The organism is Corynebacterium afermentans subsp. afermentans (assembly GCF_030408355.1).
Taxonomy (GTDB): Bacteria; Actinomycetota; Actinomycetes; order Mycobacteriales; family Mycobacteriaceae; genus Corynebacterium; species Corynebacterium afermentans.
The window spans coordinates 1,276,819-1,297,331 of record NZ_CP046606.1; the positions used below are offsets into that span (position 1 = coordinate 1,276,819).

19 protein-coding genes are annotated in these 20,513 nt (G+C 67.1%); 7 read left to right on the plus strand and 12 right to left on the minus strand.

Annotated features, from left to right (window positions below; all coding sequences use genetic code 11):
• The first annotated feature begins 80 nt into the window (after positions 1–80).
• Entirely contained in the window at positions 81–944 is an 864-nt protein-coding gene (locus tag CAFEA_RS06095) for a COX15/CtaA family protein (protein ID WP_082855611.1), read from the plus strand.
• Position 945: 1 nt separating this feature from the next.
• Positions 946–1,902: a quinone oxidoreductase family protein gene (locus tag CAFEA_RS06100; RefSeq protein ID WP_063936742.1), complete on the plus strand. Its 957-nt coding sequence runs from the start codon at positions 946–948 to the stop codon at positions 1,900–1,902.
• On the opposite strand, the gene CAFEA_RS06105 is transcribed toward CAFEA_RS06100, so the two are convergent.
• Positions 1,899–2,852: a heme o synthase gene (locus CAFEA_RS06105; protein WP_286131494.1), complete on the minus strand. Its 954-nt coding sequence runs from the start codon at positions 2,850–2,852 to the stop codon at positions 1,899–1,901. The two genes, CAFEA_RS06100 and CAFEA_RS06105, sit on opposite strands and share 4 nt — an antisense overlap.
• A 120-nt stretch (positions 2,853–2,972) precedes the next feature.
• Between CAFEA_RS06105 and tkt the strand changes: the two genes are divergently transcribed.
• The 5 genes from tkt to pgl are packed head-to-tail and all read left to right on the plus strand — an operon-like array spanning position 2,973 to position 9,405.
• Entirely contained in the window at positions 2,973–5,144 is a 2,172-nt protein-coding gene (gene tkt, locus CAFEA_RS06110; RefSeq protein ID WP_082855593.1) for a transketolase, read from the plus strand.
• Between the two features lie 9 nt (positions 5,145–5,153).
• Positions 5,154–6,245: a transaldolase gene (gene tal / locus CAFEA_RS06115; RefSeq protein WP_063936744.1), complete on the plus strand. Its 1,092-nt coding sequence runs from the start codon at positions 5,154–5,156 to the stop codon at positions 6,243–6,245.
• Position 6,246: 1 nt separating this feature from the next.
• Positions 6,247–7,785 (plus strand): glucose-6-phosphate dehydrogenase, encoded by a 1,539-nt coding sequence (gene zwf, locus CAFEA_RS06120; protein WP_034998923.1) that lies wholly within the window; start codon positions 6,247–6,249, stop codon positions 7,783–7,785.
• A 17-nt stretch (positions 7,786–7,802) separates the two neighbouring features.
• Positions 7,803–8,732 (plus strand): glucose-6-phosphate dehydrogenase assembly protein OpcA, encoded by a 930-nt coding sequence (locus tag CAFEA_RS06125; RefSeq protein ID WP_063936745.1) that lies wholly within the window; start codon positions 7,803–7,805, stop codon positions 8,730–8,732.
• Positions 8,722–9,405 (plus strand): 6-phosphogluconolactonase, encoded by a 684-nt coding sequence (gene pgl / locus CAFEA_RS06130; RefSeq protein WP_063936746.1) that lies wholly within the window; start codon positions 8,722–8,724, stop codon positions 9,403–9,405. The genes CAFEA_RS06125 and pgl overlap by 11 nt, the downstream gene beginning before the upstream one ends.
• 22 nt (positions 9,406–9,427) lie before the next feature.
• On the opposite strand, the gene secG is transcribed toward pgl, so the two are convergent.
• The 11 genes from secG to CAFEA_RS06185 form a co-directional block, all read right to left on the minus strand.
• Positions 9,428–9,664: a preprotein translocase subunit SecG gene (secG, locus tag CAFEA_RS06135; RefSeq protein WP_063936747.1), complete on the minus strand. Its 237-nt coding sequence runs from the start codon at positions 9,662–9,664 to the stop codon at positions 9,428–9,430.
• Positions 9,665–9,745: 81 nt separating this feature from the next.
• Positions 9,746–10,519, minus strand: a complete 774-nt coding sequence (tpiA, locus tag CAFEA_RS06140) for a triose-phosphate isomerase (protein WP_063936748.1) — start codon at positions 10,517–10,519, stop codon at positions 9,746–9,748.
• Positions 10,520–10,533: 14 nt separating this feature from the next.
• Positions 10,534–11,745, minus strand: coding sequence for a phosphoglycerate kinase (locus tag CAFEA_RS06145; RefSeq protein ID WP_063936749.1), 1,212 nt, complete (start codon positions 11,743–11,745; stop codon positions 10,534–10,536).
• A gap of 91 nt (positions 11,746–11,836) precedes the next feature.
• Positions 11,837–12,847 (minus strand): type I glyceraldehyde-3-phosphate dehydrogenase, encoded by a 1,011-nt coding sequence (gene gap, locus CAFEA_RS06150; RefSeq protein WP_063936750.1) that lies wholly within the window; start codon positions 12,845–12,847, stop codon positions 11,837–11,839.
• Positions 12,848–13,085: 238 nt separating this feature from the next.
• The gene (whiA, locus tag CAFEA_RS06155; protein ID WP_034998909.1) at positions 13,086–14,054 is read right to left on the minus strand and encodes a DNA-binding protein WhiA; all 969 of its coding nucleotides are present in this window, start codon (positions 14,052–14,054) and stop codon (positions 13,086–13,088) included.
• A gap of 50 nt (positions 14,055–14,104) precedes the next feature.
• Positions 14,105–15,070, minus strand: coding sequence for a gluconeogenesis factor YvcK family protein (locus CAFEA_RS06160; protein ID WP_063936751.1), 966 nt, complete (start codon positions 15,068–15,070; stop codon positions 14,105–14,107).
• Between the two features lie 34 nt (positions 15,071–15,104).
• Positions 15,105–16,025: an RNase adapter RapZ gene (gene rapZ / locus CAFEA_RS06165; RefSeq protein ID WP_063936752.1), complete on the minus strand. Its 921-nt coding sequence runs from the start codon at positions 16,023–16,025 to the stop codon at positions 15,105–15,107.
• 45 nt (positions 16,026–16,070) lie between these two features.
• Positions 16,071–18,131, minus strand: coding sequence for an excinuclease ABC subunit UvrC (gene uvrC, locus CAFEA_RS06170; RefSeq protein WP_034998904.1), 2,061 nt, complete (start codon positions 18,129–18,131; stop codon positions 16,071–16,073).
• 3 nt (positions 18,132–18,134) lie between these two features.
• Positions 18,135–18,668, minus strand: coding sequence for a PH domain-containing protein (locus CAFEA_RS06175; RefSeq protein ID WP_063936753.1), 534 nt, complete (start codon positions 18,666–18,668; stop codon positions 18,135–18,137).
• 77 nt (positions 18,669–18,745) lie between these two features.
• The gene (gene ribH / locus CAFEA_RS06180; RefSeq protein WP_074432002.1) at positions 18,746–19,231 is read right to left on the minus strand and encodes a 6,7-dimethyl-8-ribityllumazine synthase; all 486 of its coding nucleotides are present in this window, start codon (positions 19,229–19,231) and stop codon (positions 18,746–18,748) included.
• A 23-nt stretch (positions 19,232–19,254) separates the two neighbouring features.
• The gene (locus CAFEA_RS06185; protein ID WP_063936754.1) at positions 19,255–20,508 is read right to left on the minus strand and encodes a bifunctional 3,4-dihydroxy-2-butanone-4-phosphate synthase/GTP cyclohydrolase II; all 1,254 of its coding nucleotides are present in this window, start codon (positions 20,506–20,508) and stop codon (positions 19,255–19,257) included.
• Positions 20,509–20,513 lie beyond the last annotated feature (5 nt).

The window sequence follows — 20,513 nt, forward strand, 5'->3', positions numbered from 1 at the left end:
CAACCACAGCTGAGACACACCCGCGTTCCTGGAGGGAGGCCTGGCGCGACCCCTCGCTGAAGCTGCAGCGCACCCTCGCGATGGTGCTGCTGCTGTGCCAGGGCGGCATCACCGTCACCGGCTCGCTGGTTCGCGTGACCGGCTCCGGCCTCGGCTGCGACACCTGGCCGCTCTGCCACGAGGGGTCACTCGTGCCGGTCGCTGGCGCGGCACCCTGGATCCACCAGGCCATCGAATTCGGCAACCGCCTCCTCGCCTTCGTGGTGGCCGCGGCCGCCGGCCTCGTGCTCTTCGCCGTGATCCGCGCCGGGCGCCGCAAAGACATCAAGACGCTGGCCTGGATCTCCCTGATCGGCGTGGTCGTGCAGGCCGTCATCGGCGGCATCTCGGTGCGGCTGGACCTGCGCTGGTGGTCCGTGGCGGTGCACTTCCTGCCGTCGATGGTGCTCGTGTTCGTCGCCGCGATGCTCTACATGCGCATCGCCGAAACCGACTCCGCGGTACCCACCCGCCGCTACCCCGGTTCGGCGCAGACGTGGACGCTCATCGCCGCCGCGGCGCTGTGCCTCGTGCTCGTCACCGGCACCATGGTCACCGGCTCCGGCCCGCATTCCGGCGACGCGGGCGCGGGCATGGAGGGCCGCCTCCAGATGGACACGCGCGTGCTCGCCTACGTGCACTCTGTATGCATGTACCTCTACCTCATCGCCACGATCATCACCACGGTGCTGCTGCGCAACTCCGGCGCCCCGGACGACGCCAAGCGAACCGCTTACGTGCTCATCGCGATGATCCTGGTGCAGTGGGCCATCGGCGTGATCCAGTTCCGCATGGGGGTTCCGCGCTGGACAATCCCTGCGCATATCGCCATGTCGTCGGTCGTGGTTGCGTTTAGCGGCTTCCTTTTTGCACATGGGAAGCGCAGGTTGCCTACGCTCGTGTGACATGAAAGCAATCGTTGTCACATCCCATGGCGGTCCGGAAGTCCTCGAGTACAAGGACGTCGAGCCGCCACAGCCGTCTGAGGGGCAGTTGCTTGTCGACGTCACCTACGCCGGCATCAACTACATCGACACCTATTTCCGCTCCGGAACGTACCCCTCGAATCCGCCCTACATCCCGGGCACGGAGGGCTGCGGCCGCGTGGTGGAAGATCCCTTGGGCAAGATCGCGCCCGGCACCCTAGTGGCCTGGCACGCCGCACCCGGCTCCTACGCCGAGCAGGTGGCGGTGGACCGCAACCGTCTGGTGGCCGTGCCGGAAGGTGTGGCACCGGAGGTGGCGGCCTCGATGCTGCTGCAGGGCATGACCTCGCACTACCTGCTCCACGGCGTGCGGGAGACGCAGCCGGGCGACACCATGGTGGTCACCGCTGGCGCCGGCGGCGTCGGGCTGATACTGACCCAGATGGCGGCCGCCGAGGAGGCGACCGTGTACTCGGTGGTCTCCACCGACGAGAAGGAGAAGCTCGCCTACGAGGCCGGCGCGACCAAGGTGTTCCGCTACGGCGAGGACCTGGCGGAGCAGATCAAGGCCGAAAACGGCGGCGGCGTGGACGTGGTCTACGACGGCGTCGGGCAGGACACCTTCGCGATGTGCCTTAACGTCACCCGCCCGCGAGGGTTGGTGTGTTCCTTCGGCTCTGCCTCGGGCGACGTCGAGCCGTTCAAAATCCAGGAACTGAACGCCCACGGCGCGCTGTTTCTCACCCGCCCGTCACTGAAGCATTACGTGGCCACCGACGACGAGTTCCTCATGCGCGCCCAAGCCGTGGCCCGGGCGGTGGAGGAAGGCACGGTGAAGATCCGTGTGCACCCGCCCTACTCACTAGAAAACGCCCGCCAGGCCCACGAGGACCTGCAGGCGCGCAAAACCACCGGCTCGGTTGTGCTGAAGGTCTAGAACAGCAGCTGGCCCACGGTTTCCCAGCCGAGCACCGCGTCGAAGGACAGACCCAAAAACAGCGCGGCGAGGTAGTTGTTGGAGAGGATGAACAGCTTCAGCGGCTTGACGTTCTCGCCGCGCACAATCCCCTGGTGCAGCTTGGTCGCCATGATCAAAAACGCCACGCCGGAGATGATCGCGGCAGCCAGGTAGATCCAGGACGCGGCCGGCACCAGCAGCAGGGACACCGCCACGGTGAGCCAGGAGTAGATCACGATCTGGCGTGAGGTCTCCTCGGCGGAGGCCACCACCGGCAGCATGGGGACGTTGGCCCGGGCGTAGTCGTCCTTGTACTTCATGGCCAGCGCCCAGGTGTGCGGCGGGGTCCAGAAGAAGATGATCAAAAACAGCACGATGGCCTGCCACCAGTTGTCGGCGGAGCCGTCGTGGACGTTGTCGCGGATGACGGCCCAGCCCACCATCACGGGCATACAGCCGGCCGCACCACCCCAGATGACGTTTTGCCAGGTGCGGCGCTTCAGCCACTTCGTGTAGACGAAGATGTAGAAGAAGTTGGTCAGCAGGATGAAAAACGCCGCCAGCCAGGAGTTGCACAGCACCCCGAGCCACAGCACGGACAGCGCCAGCATGACCCAGGCGAATACGGCCGCCTTCTGCTTGGTCACCGAGTGTCGCACCAGCGGGCGGGCGCGGGTGCGGCCCATCTTCTGGTCGATGTCGTAGTCCGCGACCATGTTGAACGTGTTCGCGGCCGCGGCACCCATCCAGCCGCCGAGCAGGGTGCCCAGCACGAGCCAGAGGTGCATCTCGCCGCGGTGCGCCTGCAGCATCGCGGGGATCGCGGCGACCAAGAGAAGTTCAATGACCCTCGGCTTCGTCAACGCGAAATATGCCTTGATGGTCTCCAACAACTCTCTCCTTTTTGTACCGCCTTGGGGCGCGGACAATCATACCTTTGGACGATGGTAGCTCCAACCTGCGTGAGTCAACGAATCGAGCAACGGGTGGGACCGGAGGCGTCGATAAGCGATATGCTTTTGTGCGACCTTAAAGAAAGCGAGGAACCCATGACGCTGCCCCCGAAACTGCAGGCAATGACCGAGCGCAACTACCCGCAGGACTGGACCGAGACCGACACCCGCGCCGTTGACACGGCCAGGGTGCTCGCGGCGGACGCGGTGGAAAACTGCGGCTCCGGCCACCCCGGCACCGCCATGAGCCTCGCGCCGCTGGCCTACACCTTGTTCCAGCGCGTGATGGACGTGGACCCGGCCGACAAGGACTGGGTGGGCCGCGACCGTTTCGTGCTGTCCAACGGCCACTCCTCGCTCACGCAGTACGTGCAGCTTTACCTCGGCGGCTTCGGGCTGGAGCTGCAGGACCTGAAGGACTTGCGCACCTGGGGCTCGAAGACGCCGGGCCACCCGGAGTACAACCACACCGACCACATCGAAATCACCACCGGCCCGCTCGGCCAGGGCCTCGCCTCCGCCGTGGGCATGGCGATGGCTTCTCGACGTGAACGCGGCCTGTTCGACCCCGACGCCCCCGCCGGCGAGTCCCCCTTCGACCACTACATCTACGTCGTGGCCGGCGACGGCTGCCTGCAGGAAGGCGTGACCGCGGAGGCGTCGTCGCTGGCCGGCACGCAGCAGCTGGGCAACCTCATCCTGTTCTGGGACGACAACCGCATCTCCATCGAGGATGACACCCAGATCGCGTTCACCGAGGATGTGCTCAAGCGTTACGACGCCTACGGCTGGCAGACCCTCACCGTCGAATCCGGCGAGGACGTCGCCGCCATCGAGGCCGCCGTGGCCGAGGCGAAGGCGGAGCCAACAAAGCCGACGATTGTCCGCGTCAAGACCGTGATCGGCTACCCGGCCCCGAACCTGATGAACACCGGCGCCATCCACGGCGCAGCTCTCGGCGCCGACGAGGTCGCCGCGGTGAAGGAGGCGCTCGGCTTCGACCCGGCCGTGACCTTCCCTGAAGAAGACGAGGTGATCACCCACACCCGCAAGCTGCGCGAGCGCGCGGCTTCCAAGCGAGCTGCCTGGGACGAGAAATTCAACGCCTGGGCAGAGGCGAACCCGGAGCGCAAGGCTTTGCTGGACCGCCTCACGGCCCGCGAGCTGCCGGCCGATTGGAAGAAGGACTTCCCCACCTGGGAGCCGGATGCGAAGGGGGTGGCCACCCGCAAGGCTTCCGCCGCCGCGATCCAGGCCGCCGCGGCCGTGCTGCCTGAGCTGTGGGGCGGCTCCGCCGACCTGGCCGGGTCCAACAACACCCTGATCAAGGACGAGAAGTCCTTCGGCCCGCGCTCCATTTCCACCGAGATGTTCTCCGCCGACCCGTACGGCCGCAACCTGCATTTCGGCATCCGCGAGCACGCCATGGGCGCGGTGATGAACGGCATCGCCCTGCACGGCGGCACCCGCGTCTACGGCGGCACCTTCCTCATCTTCTCCGAGTACCTCTACCCCGCCATCCGCGTCGCCGCCCTGTCCGGCATCGACGGCTACTACGTGTTCACGCACGATTCCATCGGCCTTGGCGAGGACGGCCCGACCCACCAGCCGGTGGAGACCCTCGCCGCCCTGCGTGCCATCCCGGACGTCGCCGTGATCCGGCCGGCGGACGCGAACGAGACCTCCGCCGCCTGGATCGCCGCGCTGGAGGCGAAGGAGCAGCCAAAGGCGCTGGCGCTGTCCCGCCAGAACCTGCCGGTGCTCGAGGGCACCAAGGAGAAGGCCTTCGAGGGTGTGGCCCGCGGCGCCTATGTGCTGGTTAAGGAGTCTGCCGACACCCCGGATGTGATCCTGTTGGCCTCCGGCTCCGAGGTGCAGTACGCCGTCGGTGCCGCCAAGGCGCTCGAGGCCGAGGGCACCGCCACCCGCGTGGTGTCCGTTCCGTCCATGGACTGGTTCATGGAACAGGACGACGCCTACATCGACTCCGTGCTGCCGCGCGACGTCAAGGCCCGCGTCTCCGTGGAAGCCGCGACCTCGATGCCGTGGTTCCGCTTCCTGGGAGAGTACGGCCGTGCCGTGTCCCTGGAGCACTTCGGCGCCTCCGCCCCGGGTGCGGAGCTGTTCGAGCGCTTCGGCTTCACCACCGACAACGTCGTACGCACCGCCCGCGAGACCCTCGAGTGCGTGCGCGAGGAGCGCAGCGTGGCAACGAGCGTGCGCGTGGGCGACACCGAGGCTGAGCCGACCCGCGGCGACGGAAAGTAGGGTGGCGGCATGACTGCTATCGACGATCTGTACCAGGCCGGCACCTCCACCTGGCTCGACGACCTCTCCCGCGAGCGCATCGCCACCGGCAACCTTGCCGAGGTGAAGGACGCGAAATCCATCGTGGGTGTAACCACGAACCCGGCGATCTTCGCCGCCGCCATGGGCTCCGGCAACCACTACGACGAGCAGCTCGCCGAGCTGAAGCAGGCTGGCACCACCGCCGACGCCGCCGTCTACGCCATGAGCGTCAAGGACGTCCAGGACGCCTGCGACCTGTTCCGCGACACCTACGAGGCCACCGGCGGCAAGGACGGCCGCGTCTCCATCGAAGTGGACCCGCGCTTCGCCGCCGACGAGCAGAAGACTATCGCGCAGGCCCGCGAGTTGTGGCAGCTGGTGGACCGCGACAACCTCATGATCAAGATCCCGGCGACCGACGAGTCGCTGCCCGCCGTCACCGCCGCGTTGGCCGAGGGCATCTCCGTCAACGTCACCCTAATCTTCTCCGTGGAGCGCTACCAGCAGGTCATCGACGCCTACAAGGACGGCATTCGCAAGGCCGCCGCGAACGGCCACGATGTCAGCCGCATCCACTCGGTGGCGTCGTTCTTCGTCTCCCGCATGGACACCGAGGTGGACAAGCGCCTCGAGGCCATCGGCACCGACGAAGCGCTGGCGCTGCGCGGCAAGGCGGGCATCGCCAACGCGCGTCTGGCGTATGCGCTGTTTGAGCGTGAGTTCGGCGACGTTGACGTCGCTAAGCTTCCTGCGAATGCGAACGCCCAGCGCCCCCTGTGGGCATCGACCGGTGTGAAGAACCCGGACTACCCGGCGACGATGTACGTCACCGAGCTCGCCGGCCCGCAGACCGTGAACACGATGCCGGAGAAGACGCTCGATGCCGTGCTTCGCGACGGCGGCGTGCACGGCGACACCCTCACCGGCACCGAAGCCGTCTCCCGCGAGACCTTCGCCGCGCTGCGCGGTGTGGGCATCGACCTCGACGACGTGGTTGCCGTGCTGGAGCGCGAAGGCGTGGAGAAGTTCGTGGATGCGTGGCAGGAGCTGCTCGATTCCATGACTGCTAGGCTCGCCTAACGTGACTTCTCCGCACCAGCAGTGGAACAACCCGCTGCGCTCCCCCGCCGACAAACGCCTCCCCCAAATCGCCGGGCCGTCCGGCATGGTGATCTTCGGGGTGACCGGCGACCTTGCACGCAAGAAGCTGCTGCCGGCCGTCTACGACCTGGCCAACCGCGGCCTTTTGCCCGGCGGGTTCACGCTGGTCGGCTACGGGCGGCGCGACTGGTCCAAGGCCGACTTTGAGGCGTACGTGCGCAAAGCTATCGACGAAGGCGCACGCACCGAGTTCCACGAGAACGTCTGGCAGCGCCTCGCCGAAGGCCTCGAGTTTGTCCAGGGCAACTTCGACGACGACGCCGCCTTCGACCGGCTCGCCGCCACCTGCAAACGCAGCGACGACGAGCGCGGCACCGCCGGCAACTGGGCCTACTACCTGTCCGTGCCGCCGGAGTTCTTCGCCGAGGTTGTCCACCAGTTGGATCGCTCCGGCATGGCGCACGAGGGCGAAAACCAGTGGCGCCGCGTGATCATTGAAAAGCCGTTCGGCCACGACCTAGAGTCTGCCAAGGAGCTCAACGAGGTCGTCGGCGCGGTGTTCGATGAGCGGTCCGTGTTCCGCATCGACCACTACCTGGGCAAGGAAACGGTCCAGAACATCCTTGCGCTGCGCTTTTCCAACCAGATGTTTGAGCCGGTGTGGAACTCCCACTACATCGACCACGTGCAGATCACCATGGCCGAGGACATCGGCCTGGGCGGGCGCGCCAGCTACTACGACGGCATCGGCGCCGCCCGCGACGTGATCCAAAACCACCTGATCCAGCTGCTCGCCCTGGTGGCTATGGAGGAGCCGACCTCGTTTTCCCCCGGCCAGCTGCGCGCCGAGAAGCTCAAGGTGCTGCGCGCCACCTCGGCGGTGGGCCCGTTCGGCAAAACCACCGCGCGCGGGCAGTACACCGCCGGGTGGCAGGGCTCGAAGAAAGTGGTCGGCCTGCGCGAGGAGGAAGGGTTTGACCCGAACTCCACCACCGAGACGTTCGCGGCCTGCACCTTGCAGATCGATTCCCGCCGCTGGGCCGGCGTGCCGTTCTACCTGCGAACCGGCAAACGGCTGGGCCGCCGCGTCACCGAGATCGCGCTGGTGTTTAAGCGCCCGCCGTACCAGCCGTTCTCCCAGGGACAGACGGACCTTCTGACCAACAACGCCGTCGTCATCCGCGTCCAGCCCGACGAGGGTGTACTGATGCGCTTCGGCTCCAAGGTCCCCGGCCCCGGCATGGAGCTGCGCGACGTGAACATGGACTTCTCCTACTCCGAGGCGTTCACCGAGCAGTCGCCAGAGGCCTACGAGCGCCTCATCCTCGATGCCCTTTTGGATGAATCGAGCCTGTTTCCCACCAACTCCGAGGTGGAGCGCAGCTGGGAGATCCTAGACCCGGTGCTGAACTACTGGGCCGATCAAGGCAGACCCGACGACTACGCCGCCGGCACCTGGGGGCCGGCCTCCGCCGAGCGCATGCTGTCGAAGGACGGCCGTGCCTGGCGGCGTCCATAAGCACGAAAGGCTCGAGCATGATCACCGAATTGCCGGACACCACCACTAAGGCCATCGCCGCCGAACTCGCCCACGCGCGCGAGCGTCACTCGCTTGCCACCGGGCGCGTGCTCACCCTGCTGGTGGCTATTGACGACTCGCGCGAGGACAGCATCGACGAGACCCTCGCGACCCTGCGCGACGCCTCCTTCGAACACCCCGCCCGCGTGCTGGTGCTCATCTCCGGCGATTCGGAGGCCGACACCCGCCTCGACGCGCAGGTGCTCGTGGCCACCGACGCCGGCGCCTCCGAGGTCGTGGTCATGCGCCTGTACGGCGAACTGACGGGGCACATGGGAGCCGTAGTCACCCCGCTGCTGCTACCCGATACGCCCGTGGTGGCGTGCTGGCCGCAGAAGGCCCCGAAGCACCCGGCCGGCACGCAGCTGGGCAGGATCGCGCAGCGCCGCATCACGAACCTGCGCCGCGGCACGAACGGCGTGACCCTACAGCAGCTCACGGACGGCTACGAGCACGGCGACTCCGACATGATGTGGTCGCGGATCACCCCGTGGCGCGGCATCGTCGCCTCCGCCCTGGACCGTCACCCGGGCACGCGTGTCCACAGCGCCGAGATCGCGGGCGCTGCCGGAGACCCGAGCGTGGATCTCGCCGCGGGCTGGCTCGCCTCCAGCCTGGGTGTGAAGGTGACCCGCTGCGAGGGCGAGGCGGCCGGCGACTTCCCCATCGCCCGCCTCGTGCTGCACTGCGACGGCGGCGACGTGGAGGTCGCGGTCCAGGACAGCCACACCGTGCGCATTTCCGCGCCCGGCCACGCCGATTCCTTCGTGGCCATGGGCGAGCGCAGCGAGGCCGAAAGCCTCGCCGAGGACCTGCGCCACCTCGGCCCGGACACCACCTACGAGCGCGCGTTGCGCGGACTTCAAGGAGTGCACAATGAGCTTTAACGACCTTGCATCGCTTCTCGACGAAGCAACTTCCCGGTTTAGCGCCCTCATGTCCGACATCCACGCCGAGGGTCGCACCGCACGTGTGGTGCTCACCGGCGGCACCGCCGGCATCGCACTGCTGGAGCGCCTCGCCGGCGAGGACATCGACTGGTCGCGCGTGGAAGTCTTCTTCGGCGACGAGCGCAACGTGCCCGCCAGCCACCCCGACTCCAACGAAGGCCAAGCACGAGCGGCGCTGCTGTCCAAGGTGGATATCCCGGAGGAGAACATCCACGGCTACGGCCTCGACGGCGGCCCGATGGACGCCGCGGTGGAGCGCTACCGCACACTCGTCGGCGACGGCGGCTTCGACCTGCACCTTTTGGGCATGGGCGGCGAGGGCCACATCAACTCCCTGTTCCCCCACAGCGACGCGGTGCGCGAGCGCGACGCGATGGTCGTGGCGGTGACGGACTCGCCGAAGCCGCCCGCCGAGCGCGCCACCCTGGCCCTGCCGGCGGTGCAGTCCGCCGACCGGGTGTGGCTGCTGGTCTCCGGCGCAGAGAAGGCGGAGGCCGCGAGCCATGCCGGCGACGGCGCCGAGGCCGCCGACGACTGGCCGGTGGCTGGTGCTATCGGGCGTAAAGAAACGGTCCTGTTCGCCACGAAGGACGCAACAGGACCGTTCTAGTTTCGCGCGTGGAGCCGCGCGCTTAGACCGCGAAGGTCTGAATCAGGTTCAGGCCGATGATGCAGAGGATCCAGATCAGGGCCAGCAGCACGGTGACGCGGTCGAGGTTCTTCTCCACCGTGGTCGAACCGGACAGGTTTGCCTGGACGCCGCCGCCGAACAGGCTGGACAGGCCGCCGCCCTTCCCCTTGTGGAGCAGGACGAAGACGGTCATGAGGATCGCGGCGATCACCAGCACAATCTCAAGGGCTAAAGCCATGTGTGCGACACCTTTCAAAATGGGCGATGGTGCAAACTCCCGATGAGCTTACACGACCGCTAAGACGAACCCAGCAGCGACTTACATCACCGCGTTGGCGGCCGCCGCGGCAAGCTTGGCAAAGTCCTGCCCGTCAAGGGAGGCGCCGCCGACCAGGCCGCCGTCCACGTCCGGCTGGGAGATGATCTCGGCGACCGTGTCGGCCTTGACTGAGCCGCCGTAGAGGATGCGGATCGCGTCGGCGACGGAGTCGTCGCTAAGCTCCCGCACGAGCTCGCGGATGCCGTGGCAGACCTCCTGGGCGTCTTCCGCTGAGGCGACCTTGCCGGTGCCGATCGCCCAGACCGGCTCGTAGGCGATGACCGCCTTGGACAGGTCCACGCCCGCGAGCGACTCGCGCGCCTGCTGCACCACGAAGGAGACGTGCTCGCCGGCCTCGCGCACCTCGAGCGGCTCGCCCACGCAGACGATCGGGGCGATGCCGTGCTCGATGGCCTTGGCGGCCTTCGCCGCGACCTGCTCGTTGGTCTCGCTGTGGTACTCGCGGCGCTCCGAGTGGCCGACGACCACCCAGGAGCACCCCAGCTTTTCCAGCATCGCCGCGGAGATGTCGCCGGTGTAGGCGCCGTTGTCGTGCTCGGAGACGTCCTGGGCGCCGTAGGTGATCTTCAGCTTGTCGCCCTCCACCAGAGTCTGGATGGAACGCAGGTCCGTGAACGGGACCGTCAGCGCGATGTCGACGTACTCGTAGCCGTCCTTCGGAAACGCGAAGGCGAGCTTCTGGGCGCTCTGGATGGCCTCGAGGTGGTCGTGGTTCATCTTCCAGTTGCCCGCGATTAGTGGCGTGCGTGCCATAGGTTGCAAACCTCCTAGTTCAGTACGGAAACGCCCGGCAGTTCCTTGCCCTCGATCAGCTCGAGGGAGGCGCCGCCGCCGGTGGAGATGTGGCTGAAGCCGTCCTCGTCCAGGCCGAGGGTGCGCACCGACGCCGCGGAATCGCCACCGCCGACGACGGTGAAGGAGTCGTTGTCCTTCGTCGCCACGATCATGGCCTCGGCCACAGCCTTGGTGCCGTCCGCGAAGTTCGGGAACTCGAACACGCCCATCGGGCCGTTCCAGAACACCGTCTTGGAGTCCTTGATGGCCTCGGCGTAGTTCTTGGCGGTCTCCGGGCCGATGTCCAGGCCCATCCAGCCCTCCGGGATCTCGTCCAGGCCGACGATCTTCTTCTCGGTGTCCTTGTCAAACTCTGCGCCGGCTGCGACGTCCACCGGCAGCAGCAGCTTGTCGCCGAAGCGCTCGATGAGCTCCTTGCAGGTATCCACCATGTCGTCTTGCAGCAGCGACTTCTGCACGTTGTGGCCCTGGGCGGCGAGGAAGGTGTAGCACATGCCGCCGCCGATGATGATCTTGTCGGCCTTTTCCGCCAGCGCCTCGATCACGCCAAGCTTGTCGGAAACCTTGGAGCCGCCCAGCACCACCACGTACGGGTGCTGCGGGTCGTCCTTCACGGAAGACAGCGTCGCCACCTCCTTGTCCACGAGGTAGCCGGCGTAGGCCGGAAGCTTCTTTGCCACATCGAAGACGGAGGCCTGCGCGCGGTGCACGACGCCGAAGCCGTCGGAGACGAACGCGCCGTTGTCGGCGGCGAGTTCGGCGAGTTCCTCGGCGAACGCGGTGCGCTCCGCCTCATCCTTGGAGGTCTCGCGCGCGTCGAAGCGGACGTTTTCGAGCAGGAGGATTTCGCCCTCGGTCAGGCCGTTGGCGCGCTCGTGGGCGTCCTCGCCGGAGACGTCGCCCGCCAGCGGGACGAACTGGCCCAGGCGCTCGGACAGCGCTTCCGCCACCGGGGCGAGGGAGAACTTCGGGTTGACCTCGCCCTTCGGGCGGCCCAGGTGCGCCATGACGATCACCTTGGCGCCGCCGTCCAGCAGCGCCTTCAGGGTGGGCAGGGAGGCGTCGATGCGGCCGGCGTCGGTGATGTTGCCCTCATCGTCCAGGGGGACGTTGAAGTCGGACCGCACGAGGACGTGGCGGCCGTCCACGCCTTCGACGAGAAGCTGCTGCAAGTTCTTGGTCATAGGTATCTCCTTTGGTCTGTAGACACTCACCATCGTATGAAAAACGGGCCCGCCGTGCCGGAAGACACCACGGGCCCAGAGACCGAAGCCTTTAAAGCTTGTCCGCCACGAACTTGGTCAGGCGGATGTACTGGGCGGTGTAGGACCACTCGTTGTCGTACCAGGAGATGATCTTGGCCAGGTTGCCGTCCTTCACTCGGGTCATACCCGCGTCGAAGATGGCGCCGTGCGGGTTGCCGATGATGTCGGAGGAGACGATCGGGTCCTCCGTGTACTTCAGCGCCAGACCGAACTCGGCGTCCTCGGCGGCCTTCTTCACCGCCGCGTTGAGCTCCTCAACGGTGGTCTCCTTGTTCAGGGTGACGGTGAGGTCGGTGGCGGAGCCGGTGATGGTGGGCACGCGCATGGCGAAGCCGTCGAGTTTGCCGTCCAGGTTCGGCAGCACCAGGCCGACGGCCTTGGCGGCGCCGGTGGTGGTGGGCACGATGTTCTGGGCGGCGGCGCGGGCGCGGCGCAGATCCTTGTGGGGCGCGTCCTGCAGGCGCTGGTCGCCGGTGTAGGCGTGGATGGTGGTCATCAGACCGCGCTCGATGCCGAAGGCCTCGTCGAGCACCTTGGCCACCGGTGCCAGGGAGTTGGTGGTGCAGGACGCAGCGGAGATGACTTCCTCGGAGCCGGTGTAGTCGGTGTGGTTGACACCCCATACGTAGGTGCCGTCGACTTCCTTGCCCGGTGCGGAGATGATGACCTTCTTCGCGCCGGCATCGATGTGCGCCTTCGCCTGCGGACCCTTACGGAACACGCCGGTGCACTCGAGCACGATGTCCACGTCGACGTCGCCCCATGCGAGGTTGGCCGGGTCCTTCTCCGCGGAGACCTCGATGCGGCGGCCGTCGATGGTGATGGAGTCGTCGTCGTGCTCGATCTCGTGGTTGAACTGGCCGTACGCGGTGTCGTACTTCATCAGGTGCGCCAGGGTCTCGTTGTCGGTGAGATCGTTGATCTTCACAACCTCGAGCTCGCCCTTGTATTCGTCCTCGATGATGCGCAGCGCTGCGCGGCCGATGCGGCCAAAACCGTTGATGCCAATGCGGGTTGTCACAGTCAACACTCCTCGTGCTCGTGGTCTGTCGGTCCACCCCCGAGTGTAATGAGCAGGGCTCTTACCTGCAGAGAGCTTTTTGCCTATCGACGAAACCAGGGGTGCTAACCGCAATCAGCCCCCGCCTTAGATGTTGGTTTATGCCCGGTTTCGAGCACCAGGGGGAGGCTTTCCCGACGCTTCTACCCCCGACACGGGTCGCTAGGGCCCATTGTGAAGTGCGTCACCCACGCGGGTTTTAGGTGGTCGGGCTCCCGTGCGTGTCCTCCACTCCCAGTTCAGCGGCGCGTTTGTCTGCCAGGGAAAGCAGGCGCCGGATGCGTCCGGCCACGGCGTCCTTGGTCATCTGCGGTTCCGCCAACCGTCCCAGCTCCTCCAGGGAGGCGTGGCGGTGCTCCGCGCGCAGGAAGCCGGCTTCGGCGAGGTGCTCCGGGACATCGTCGCCGAGGATCTCCATGGCGCGCTCCACACGTGCGGCGGCCGCCGCCGCGGCCTGGGCCGAGCGGCGGGTGTTCGCGTCGTCGAAGGTGGCGAGCCTGCTGTTGGCTTTCGCCTTCACGGCGCGGGATTCCCGCTTGGTGTCCCACTCGATGCGGGTGGCCGGCGCGCCCATGCGGCTCAGCAGGATGCCGATGGCCTCCCCGTCGCGAAGCGTCACCCGCTCGATGCCGCGGGTCTCACGCGTCTTGGCGGTCAGCCCCATGCGGCGGGCAAGACCCACAAGCGCAAGCGCCGCCTCCTGGCCCGGGCAGGCGACCTCGAGGGTGGCAGTCCGGCCCGGTTCGGCCAGACGCCCACGGGCGAGGAACGCGCCGCGCCACGCGGCCTCCACCCCGGACATGTCGCCGGAGATGATCTGGCGCGGCATCCCCACCACTGGGTGCCCGGACGCGGTAACCAGCTTCAGGCGGCGGATGACGTCGGCGGCGCCGTCGCAGACACGCACCTCGTAGCGGGACTCACGGCTTCCGGATGTCGGCGGGAGCAGTTCCACACTCGCCTCGACTGCGCACAGGTCTGTCAGCGTGACAGCGAGGCGCCGGGCAACCGCCTCCTCCTCGAAGTCGGCAACGATAGCGACTCCGTTCTCGGACGGCTGGAGCTCCCCGCCGAACCGGATCAACGCGGTCGCCTCCGCCGCGCGCGCCTCGAGCCCGCCGCCGGTGGCGCGCAGGAGTTCGTCCTTGGCCTTCGCCGTAAGCGCCACCGGCGCCTCCCCTCGTTTACGTGTGTTGAAGCTTTGAACCGCCCAGCATTCTAGCGTGCCGGCCGGAGGGCCTTGAGTGCAGCTGCCAATTGCATCGGGTCGTGGCGGTTCAGCGGGGCGCCTTCGGCGTCGATTTCGCGCATGGGAGCGAAGACTACCTTTGCGTCGAGACGGGATGCGGCGCGCGCAATGTTGTCGCGCTCACCCTCGGAGGTGGCGGTGTTCTCGTCGGCGAGGAAGTAGTCCACGTCCAACTGCGGGGCGTGCTGGGAGAAAACGTGGATGTGCCGCTCGGTGGTGAACCCGTGGGTCTCCCCCGCCTCCGGCGAAAGGTTCAGGATTACCACCACCGTCGCCGAGGTTTCGTTGAGCGCCTGCGCGATGTCGGGCACGAGGATGTGCGGAATCACCGAGGAGAACCAGGAGCCCGGGCCGATGGTCACCACGTCCGCATCCATGATCGCTTGCACCGCCGCCTTGCTCGCCGCCGGCTGGGCCGGGGTAAGGCGAACGCGCCGCACCGCCCCTGGCGTGGTGGCAACCGCCACTTGGCCGCGCACGGAGCGCAGCACGCGCGGGTCGTCGTCAAGGCCCGCCACGTCCGCCTCGATGTCCAGTGGCTGCGGGCACACCGGGATCACGCGGCCGGCGGATCCGGTCCACGCCGCAACCTGATCCAGCGCGGCCTGGGTGTCCCCGAGTCGCTCCGCCAGCCCCGTGATCAGGAGATTTCCTAGTGCGTGGCCAGCCATGGCGCCGTGCCCGCCGAAGCGGTGCTGCAGGGTGTCGCGCCACTGGGCGCCGCCCTCACCGTCGGCGGTTAAGGCCGCGAGCGCCATGCGCAGATCCCCCGGCGGAACGATCTCCATCTCGCGGCGCAGGCGTCCCGAGGAGCCGCCGTCGTCCGCCACGGTGACCACGGCGTTGATCGTGGACGCGCCGGCTTGACGCGCAGCGGTGAGCGTCTGGTACAGGCCGTGCCCTCCCCCAAGGCAGGTGAACGACGTATGGCTCAATTGACCCTTCTTTCTTACGGCCTAACCGACTTGCTTAGTGGCGCTCAAGATCGCGGTGGATCACGTTGACATCCACATTGCCCTGCTGCCGCAAACGCTTTCCGACGGCCTCCGCCACCGCCACCGAGCGGTGGTGCCCGCCCGTGCAGCCGATGCCGACGGTGATGAAATCCTTGCCCTCGTGGCGGTAGCCGCCCAGAGTGCTGGAAAGCAGGTCGACGAAGTTGTCCACGTAGTCGCGGGCACCGTCCTGGTTGAGCACATAGTCGGATACCGCCTGGTCGACGCCACGGAACTCCCGGAGCTCTTCCACCCAGTACGGGTTAGGCAGGAAACGAACGTCAAGCACAATATCAGCGTCGCGCGGCGAGCCGTGCTTGAACCCGAAGGATTCGATGGTGACGTGCTGGCGCCCCACCGGCAGCTCGCCGACGGATGCCTCCACCGCGCGCCGCAGATCGTGCACCGACAAGTTGGATGTGTCGATGATGACGTCCGCGGAGGCGCGCAGGTCCTCCATCTCCTCCCGCTCGTGCTCGATACCGGACTGCAGGGTGCCGTCGCCCTGCAAAGGGTGGGTGCGGCGCACCGAGTCGAAGCGGCGGATGAGCACGTCATCTCGAGCCTCCAAGAACAGCACGAACGGCTCATGGCCGCGCTCCCGGATCGTCGCGATGGTGCCAAGCAGAGCGCCGTTGAATTTCGCCGCGCGGATATCGCTAACCACCGCGAGCCGCTCCACCGGGGAATCGTCCGCGGCGGCCAAGTCCACCAGCTCCAAAATCAACTGCGGCGGTAGGTTCTGGGAGACGAAAAAGCCCTTGTCCTCGAATACCTTCGCTGCCGTGGACAAGCCACCGCCGGATAGGCCCGTGATGATCACGGGCCGCATCGGTGACGCGGTATTTTCCTGGGGCAATGCTTGTGCGGAGGATGTCGTGGGCATAGGCATCATCCTAGACAAGGACGGGGCGAAGCGCCGTCGATTAGCAGTCTGCTTTTACTGGTGCAGGTGCTGGTAGATAGTCTCCGCGAGTTTCGGGCCGACGCCCTTGACCTGCTGGATCTCCTCCACCGAGGCCTCCTTGATCTTCTTCACGGACCCGAAGTGCTTGACCAGGTCCGTGCGACGGGCGGGGCCAAGCCCCGGCACGGCATCCAGCGCGGATGCGCGCATCCGCTTGGAGCGCTGCTGGCGGTGGTAGGTGATGGCGAAGCGGTGCGCCTCGTCGCGGATCTGCTGCAGCAGGTACATGCCCTCGGAGTTGCGCGGCAGGATGACCGGCTCGTCGTCGTCCGGCACCCACACCTCCTCCAGGCGCTTGGCTAACCCGATGAGCTGCACGTCCACGATGCCCAGCTCGTCGAACACCGCTTGCGCGGCGTTGACCTGGGGCTTGCCGCCGTCGACGATGAACAGCTGCGGCGGGTAGGCGAAGCGCTTCGCGCCGGTGGACTCGTCCGCCTCGTCCGCGAAGGTCTGCGCATCTGCGACCTCATCCGGATTCGCCAGCTTGTCCTCGTTGTAGCGCTTGAAGCGGCGCTGAGTCACCTCGGCGATCGAGCCGACGTCGTCGGAGCGGCCGTCGCCGGCGGCCTCCTTGATGCGGTAGCGGCGGTAGTCGTTCTTTTTGGGCAGGCCGTCCTCGAACACGACGAGCGACGCCACCACGTCCGTGCCCTGGATGTGCGAGATGTCGGTGCACTCGATGCGCAGCGGCGCCTCGTCCATGCCGAGGGCGTCCTGGATGTCCTGCAGCGCCTGAGAGCGGGCAGTAAGGTCGCCGACGCGCTTGAGTTTGTGCTGGTGCAGTGCCTCAGAGGCGTTCTTGTGCACCGTCTCCATCAGCGCCCGCTTGTCGCCGCGCTGCGGCACACGGATTTCCACCGGGCCGCCGCGCAACTCCGCGAGCAGCTCGGCGACCTCTGGCAGCTCCGCAGGCAACGTTTCCACGAGGATCTCGCGCGGCACCGGCATCGGCGTCTTTGCCTTCGCGCGCGACTCCTGGTCCACGCCGCGGCGGCGCACCTTCTGCGCCTCAATCGTGCGGTCTTCCTCCTGCTCCTGGCGCACACGATCCACCGCGTCGGAGTAGTACTGCACAAGGAAGTTCTGCATGAGTGTGGGCAAAGTGGGGTCTTGTTGCCCCTCGTCGAGCCGCTCGGCGGCGCCGGGCTCGTCGCCGGTTTTCTCCACTACCCAGCCGCGCTGGGCGCGGATGCGCCCGTCGCGGACGTTGAAGATCTGCACCGCCGCTTCCAGCTCGTCGGTGTCGAAGGCAATGACGTCGGCGTCGGTGTCCTGCCCCAAAACCACAGTCTGGCGTTCCATGACCTTGTTTACGGCGCCGAGGTCGTCGCGAAGCCTGGCGGCCTTCTCAAACTCCAGGTTCTCGGAAGCTTCCTGCATCTGCGCGGTGATCCCGCGCACGAGCTGGTCGGTGCGGCCCGACATGAAGCCCAAAAAGCCCTGCACGATCTCGTCGTAGTCGGCCTCGTCCACGCGCCCGACGCACGGGGCGGCGCACTTGTCGATGTAGCCGAGCAGGCACGGCCGCCCCAGCGACTCGTGCCGGTTGAACACGCCGTTGGAACAGGTGCGGATGGGAAACACTCGCGTGAGCAGGTCGAGGGTCTCGCGCACCGCCCACGCGTGCGAGTACGGACCGAAGTAGCGCACGCCCTTTCGCTTCGGCCCGCGGTAGAAAAACGCGCGCGGGTAGCGCTCCCTCACACTCACCGCGAGCATGGGGTACGTCTTGTCGTCGCGGTACATGACGTTGAACCACGGGTCGAAGCGCTTGATCCAGGTGTACTCCAGCTGCAGCGCCTCCACCTCGGAGGCCACCACGGTCCACTCCACCGAGGCGCCGGTATAGACCATTTGGCGGGTGCGCGGGTGCAGCGTGTGCGGCGGCTGGAAGTAGTTGTTCAGGCGCGCGCGCAGGTTTTTGGCCTTGCCCACGTAGATGACGCGGCCGTCGCGGTCGCGGAACTTGTATACCCCGGGGTCGGTCGGGATGGTGCCCGGCGCCGGGCGGTAGCTTTGCGGGTCCGCCAACGCTTAGTCCTGCGGCATGTACTTGGCTTCGAGCGCGCGGAACTCTTCCACGGCCTTCAAGGCGTGCTCCTTGTCGCCGGACTGGATGGCCCACAGGGGCACGTACTCGAACTCCGGCAGCTCAAGGCGGGCCATGCGCGAGCCCTTCGGAAAGCTCAGCCCGTAGATCACGGTCCACGGGTAGAAGCGGGTGCCGATGATGTTGCGCACCTGCACACCGTCCTCATTCGCGCGCACCCGCGGGCGCGTCAGCGCGATCCAGGACAGCAAGGAGATGATCAGGCCGACACCGATGAAGGCGAACTTGTCCATGCTGGTGATGGCCACGCCGGTGAACTCGGCGTCCACGGCCCAGGACATGAACACGTGCACAGCCATGACCACAACAATCCAACCCACGGCCACCTTGCGCAGAAACTTCGAGGTCAGCTCGAGTTCCCAGGGTTTCGTGGTGGTGGTGGCGTGCGGGTCGAGCGCGTTGAGGTAGGCAATCTCGTCCCGGCCCGAAAGTCCCGCGGTTTGGTGCTGTTCAGCCACTGCCTTACTCCTTACAAGCGCTCGAGCATTGTTGCGTGTCGACGTCCCAAAGGCCGCTCCACGCCCTCCGAGTTACCTTAACCCTTCAACGGCAGAGCGCGAACTTTGCGCAGCTCCGCGGCAGTGCCGGCGGCGGCGCGCATGGCCTCGGCACCCTTGTCTTCCTTGGCGTCCTCGCCGCCGGCGCGCTCGTAGGCCTGGTCCTCGTCGTCCACGGTGAGCACGCCGTTTCCGACCGGGGTCTGCTCGTCCAGCGCCACGCGGGTCAGTCCGGCGGTCACGGAGTCGCACACGTACTGGAAGTGGGCCGTCTCGCCGCGGATGACGCAGCCGAGGGCGACCACGGCGTCGTAACGCTTGGCACATGCCTGCGCCACCACCGGCAGCTCGAGGGCGCCTGCGACGGCGTACTCCTCCACCTTCACGCCGAGCCCCCGGGCCTCATCCCGCGCGCCGGCGCGCAGCAGGTCGACGATCTTGTCGTTCCAGCGGGTGTAGACCACGGCGATGGTCATGCCCTCCGCCTGTATGGAATAGTCCTCGGGTGCTCCGCTCGATGCCACTTACAGCTCCTTTTGGGTCCGTTTTAGGTTCCGTACCCCGGATGGGCGTGGAGCCACTCGGCCACGCCAGGCAGGTCGTGGCCCATCCGGTCGCGCTTGGTGCGCAGGTACTCGATGTTGTCGTGTGTGGGAACGATCTCGATCCTACTGCGGCGCGCCACCTGGGGGCCGTAGCCCGCCAGCGCGTCGGACTTGTCCGGGTTGTTGGTGAGCAGCTCGAAGGTGTCCACCCCCAGATCCGCCAGGATCTGCCCGGCCGCGGAGTACTCCCGTGCGTCCGCCGGCAGGCCCTGCTCCAGGTTCGCGTCCACGGTGTCCAGGCCCGCGTCCTGCAGCCGGTATGCCTGCAGTTTCGCCATCAGTCCGACACCTCGGCCCTCGTGCCCACGCAGGTAGACCACCACACCACGGCCGGCGGTCTGGATGCGCCGCATGGATTCGCGCAGCTGCGGGCCGCAGTCGCAGCGCGTGGAGGCGAAGACGTCGCCGGTGAGGCACTCGGAGTGCACCCGCACCAGCACGTCTTGTGCTTCCCGCAGCTTCTCGACGCCTCCGGCGACCAACGCCACATGCTCCACCCCGAAGACAGTGTCGCGGTAGCCCACCGCGGTGAACTCGCCGAACTCGGTGGGAAGCTTCGCCTGCGTGACACGCTCGACGGTTCGCTCGTGGTGGCGACGGTACTCAGCCAGCTGCTCGATGGAGATCATTGGCAGCCCGTGGCTGTCGGCGAACCGGCGCAGCTCGTCGAAACGCGCCATGTCCGTCGGGTCATCCTCGGAGACAATCTCGCACAGCGCACCAACCGGGGTCTTGCCCGCGAGCCGCGCCAGGTCCACGGCCGCCTCCGTGTGGCCCGGACGTTCCAGCACGCCGCCGGCTTTGGCCCGCAGGGGCACCACGTGGCCGGGGCGGGTGAAGGACGCGGCGGTGGCGGAGTCGTCGGCAAGCAAAGCGATCGTCGTTGCGCGCGAGCGCGCGGAAATGCCGGTGGTGCCGGTGTCTGCGTCCACGGTGACGGCGTACGCGGTGCCGTGCAGGTCCTGGTTGTTCGCCATCATTGGCGGCAGCTCGAGCGCGGTGGCGCGCTCGTCCGACATGGACACACAGATGTAGCCGGAGGTGTGGCGCACCATAAAGGCAACCAGTTCCGGGGTGGCGTCCTCGGCGGCGAAGATGAGGTCGCCCTCGTTCTCGCGGTCCTCGCTGTCCACCACGACAACGCCCTTGCCAGCGCGGATGGCGGCGAGAGCCTCCTCGACCGTATTCAAAGTCATACCGT

Coding starts and splice junctions, on each gene's coding strand:
- CAFEA_RS06095 (WP_082855611.1), top strand. CDS start 81: ATGGTGCTGCTGCTGTGCCAGGGCGGCATCACCGTCACCGGCTCGCTG.
- CAFEA_RS06100 (WP_063936742.1), top strand. CDS start 946: ATGAAAGCAATCGTTGTCACATCCCATGGCGGTCCGGAAGTCCTCGAG.
- tkt (WP_082855593.1), top strand. CDS start 2,973: ATGACGCTGCCCCCGAAACTGCAGGCAATGACCGAGCGCAACTACCCG.
- tal (WP_063936744.1), top strand. CDS start 5,154: ATGACTGCTATCGACGATCTGTACCAGGCCGGCACCTCCACCTGGCTC.
- CAFEA_RS06125 (WP_063936745.1), top strand. CDS start 7,803: ATGATCACCGAATTGCCGGACACCACCACTAAGGCCATCGCCGCCGAA.
- pgl (WP_063936746.1), top strand. CDS start 8,722: ATGAGCTTTAACGACCTTGCATCGCTTCTCGACGAAGCAACTTCCCGG.
- secG (WP_063936747.1), bottom strand. CDS start 9,664: ATGGCTTTAGCCCTTGAGATTGTGCTGGTGATCGCCGCGATCCTCATG.
- tpiA (WP_063936748.1), bottom strand. CDS start 10,519: ATGGCACGCACGCCACTAATCGCGGGCAACTGGAAGATGAACCACGAC.
- CAFEA_RS06145 (WP_063936749.1), bottom strand. CDS start 11,745: ATGACCAAGAACTTGCAGCAGCTTCTCGTCGAAGGCGTGGACGGCCGC.
- rapZ (WP_063936752.1), bottom strand. CDS start 16,025: ATGATGCCTATGCCCACGACATCCTCCGCACAAGCATTGCCCCAGGAA.
- CAFEA_RS06185 (WP_063936754.1), bottom strand. CDS start 20,508: ATGACTTTGAATACGGTCGAGGAGGCTCTCGCCGCCATCCGCGCTGGC.